Annotated in this window: 3 protein-coding genes; all 3 read right to left on the bottom strand. The window is 71.5% G+C overall.

From position 1 onward, the window contains the following. On the bottom strand, positions 1–1,594 hold a 1,594-nt coding region (locus tag CCN39_RS48545), incomplete at its 3' end, for an ArnT family glycosyltransferase (RefSeq protein WP_086853985.1). 43 nt (positions 1,595–1,637) lie between these two features. Next, positions 1,638–2,063 (bottom strand): hypothetical protein, encoded by a 426-nt coding sequence (locus CCN39_RS48540; RefSeq protein ID WP_086853983.1) that lies wholly within the window; start codon positions 2,061–2,063, stop codon positions 1,638–1,640. A gap of 64 nt (positions 2,064–2,127) precedes the next feature. Then, a partial coding sequence (locus CCN39_RS48535; RefSeq protein ID WP_208630701.1) for a cobaltochelatase subunit CobN occupies positions 2,128–3,507 on the bottom strand: 1,380 nt, incomplete at its 5' end.

Genomic DNA, 3,507 nt, shown 5'->3' with positions numbered 1-3,507 from the left:
CCGAAGCGGGCACGGTCGCGTCGGAGTCGATGAGGAACGGCGCGACCGTGCCCGCTTCGGCGTTCACCGCCAGGGTGATCTCGGTGCCGTTGCGGCGGGCGTAGTCGAGGATGCGGCGTTGCTCGTCCGACAGTTTCGTCGCGCCGTCACCACCCGCGAGCATCAGCCGGGGCTGCGGCCCACCGGGCGACGGCGACGGCGGTGGCATCGGCCCGGGGCCCGTGGCGGGGCCGGCCGCGGGCAACGTCCCGGCGGAGGTGCTCTGCGCCGCCGCGTACGACCAGACCGCTGGGGTGAGCAGCAGCGGCACCAGCGCGGCGACGAGCGCCCGCCGGCCCGGCTCGACGACCAGCCACGCCACCGCGGCGACGCCCGTGCCGAGCACCGCCCAGCGTGTCCAGCCGTGGAACGACGTGTCCCGCGAAGTCAGCACGAACGCCCAGGCCGCGGTCAAGGCGACGACCAGCGGGAGGAGGGTGCGCCGGTGCTGCCGCCACAGCAGCGCCAGCCCGGCGGCCGAGACCGCGGCGACGGCCGGTGCCATCGCCGTCGTGTAGTAGGGGTGCCAGATGCCGCCGGCGAAGCTGAAGACGACGGCCGTCACCAGCAGCCAGCCACCCCAGAGCAGCCAGCCGGCCTCGCGCCACCGGCGGCCGATGACGACCAGGACGACGAGGGACAGGGGCAGCAGCCACGAGATCTGCCCGCCGACGAGGTCGTTGAACATCCGGCCGGGCCCGGGATCGCCGCCGAACGACGACATGGTCTGCTGCCCGTTCCGCATGATCATCATGCCGCCGCCCTCGCCGTCGCCGGAGAGGCGGCCGAAGCCGTTGTAGCCGAACACGAGGTCCCAGGCCGAGCCGTCTCGGCTGCCGCCCATGTACGGCTTGGCGCCGGGCCACCAGTCGTAGAGGGCGATCCACCAGAACGACGAGACGGCCAGCACGCCCCCGGCGCCGAGGACGTCGAGCAGACGCCGCCGGAGCGGCCCGCTCGTCCCGGCGAGGTAGGCGGCGACCAGGGCGGGCACGATGATCCACGCCTGCAGCATCTTGGTCAGGAAGCCGCAGCCGACGAAGAACGCGCACCACCACAGCCATTTCCGGCCGTCCCGCAGCGCGCGGGTGAGCGCGTACGCGGCGGCGACGAGGAAGAGGACGAGCAGGGTGTCGGGGTTGTTGTCCCGGTTGATGATCACGGTGACGGGCGTCAGCGCGAGGATGGCGGCGGCCAGGAGGGCGACGTGCTCGCCGGCCCAGATCCGGACGGTGCGGTGCAGGAGGAACACCGCGGCGACGCCTTCGAGCACTTGGGGCAGCAGCAGTGCCCAGCCGTGGTAGCCGAAGACCAGCACCGAAAGCGCTTGCGGCCACAACGCGAGCGGCGGTTTGTCGACCGTGACGACGCCGTAGGGGTCGAAGGAGCCGAAGAGGAAGTTGGTGAAGCTCTCCGTCATCGACTTGGCGGCGGCGGCGTAGTAGGTGTTCCCGAGCTGGCCGTCGCCGATCTTCCAGGCGTAGAGCAGGGCGGCGCCGAGGCAGACGAGCGGAAGCGCCCAGGGGCGGGTTCTCGGGGGAGCGGCGGTGATCATGCCCGCCACCCAACCCCGGCCCGCGTTTCCCGGGCGTTTCCGCTCAGCTGTTGTCGTTCAGGAAGTCGTAGTCCTTGCACTCGCCGGTGTGGACTATCTTGTCTTCCTTCCAGTACCGGCAGAACTTGAAGCCGACGCGGGACTCCGGGAGGTCGTAGACCCCGCCGTCGGCCGCGCTCTTGGTGACGCAGTTGCCGTTGCCGCCGACCTGCATGCTGTAGCGCAGGTAGCCGTCCGCCGGGGTCCCCTTGTAGACGTAGATCGCGACGCCACGGCCGTCGGCGTCGGTGTCGCAGATGTGGACGCGATCGCCTTCCTCGGTGAACACGCCTTCACCGCTCCAGCCGGTGACGCTGCCGTACGCGTCTCCGGTGTGCATGTGCTTCGTGTGCTCGGCCGCGGAGGCGGGCGCCGCGAGGGTGAGCGTGGCGATCAGTGCCGCGGCGGCGACGCCCAGAACCTTCTTCAAGTCTTCGTCCTTCCTGGGTGGGGAAGGCAAAGCGTAGCCGCCACGGCCTGCAAACCGCTTGCAGTCACTCCGACTCGAGGTCGCCCTCCAGGGAGAGGTAGACCTCGCGCATCTGCTCCAGCAGCGCCGGGTCCGGGTCCGCCCACAGCCCGCGGTCCGCCGCCTCGTTCAGGCGCTCCACGATTCCGCGCAACGCCCACGGGTTCGCCTGGCGCAGGAACTCCTGGTTGACCTCGTCGAGCACGTAGGACTCGGTCAGCTTCTCGTACATCCAGTCGCCGACGACGCCGGCCGTGGCGTCGAAGCCGAACAGGTAGTCCACTGTGGCCGCCAGCTCGAACGCGCCCTTGTAGCCGTGGCGGCGCATCGCCGCGAGCCAACGGGGGTTGACGACTCGCGCGCGGAACACCCGCGCCGTCTCCTCACCCAGCGTGCGCGTGCGGACCGCGTCCGGCGAGGTGCTGTCGCCCACATAGGACGCCGGGGCCGCGCCCGTCAGCGCGCGGACCGTCGCGATCATGCCGCCGTGGTACTGGAAGTAGTCGTCCGAGTCCGCGATGTCGTGCTCGCGCGTGTCGGTGTTCTTCGCCGCCACCACGATGCGCTTGTACGAGCTTTCCATGTCCTCGCGTGCCGGGCGGCCGTCCAGGTCGCGGCCGTACGCGAAGCCGCCCCACACCGCGTACACCTCGGCGAGGTCCTTGTCGTCGCGCCAGTTGCCGCTGTCCATCAACGGCAGCAGGCCCGCGCCGTACGCGCCCGGCTTCGAGCCGAAGATCCGGGTCGTCGCGCGGCGGTCGTCGCCGTGTGCCGCCAAGTCGGCGGACACGTGCGCGCGGACGAAGTTCTCTTCGAGCGGCTCGTCCAGCCCGGCCACCAGCCGCACCGCGTCGTCCATCAGGGCGATCACGTGCGGGAACGCGTCCCGGAAGAACCCGCTGATCCGGATCGTGACGTCGATCCGGGGCCGGCCCAGTTCGGCCAGCGGGATCGCTTCGATGCCGGTGACGCGCCGGGATGCTTCGTCCCAGACCGGCTGGACGCCCAGCAGGGCCAGGACTTCCGCCGCGTCGTCGCCGGACGTCCGCATCGCCGACGTGCCCCACACCGAGAGCCCGACCGACCGCGGCCAGTCGCCGGTGTCCTCCCGGTACCGGCGAAGCAGCGAGTCCGCCAGTGCCTGCCCGGTTTCCCAGGCGAGCCGGCTCGGGATCGCCTTCGGGTCGACGGTGTAGAAGTTCCGCCCGGTCGGCAGCACGTTGATCAGCCCGCGCAGCGGCGACCCGCTCGGCCCGGCCGGGATGTACCCGCCGTCCAGCGCGTGCAGCACGGCGTCCAGCTCGGCGGTGGTCCCGGCCAGCCTCGGGACGATCTCCTCCGCCGCGAACGAAAGCACCTTCGCGACCTGGGCGTCCGGGGCCACCGACGCGACCGCGGTCGCGTC

This window comes from Amycolatopsis kentuckyensis (assembly GCF_002155975.1).
GTDB lineage: Bacteria > Actinomycetota > Actinomycetes > Mycobacteriales > Pseudonocardiaceae > Amycolatopsis > Amycolatopsis kentuckyensis.
Note: the sequence above shows the minus strand (reverse complement) of the source record. Positions and strands in the feature narration are given on the sequence as shown.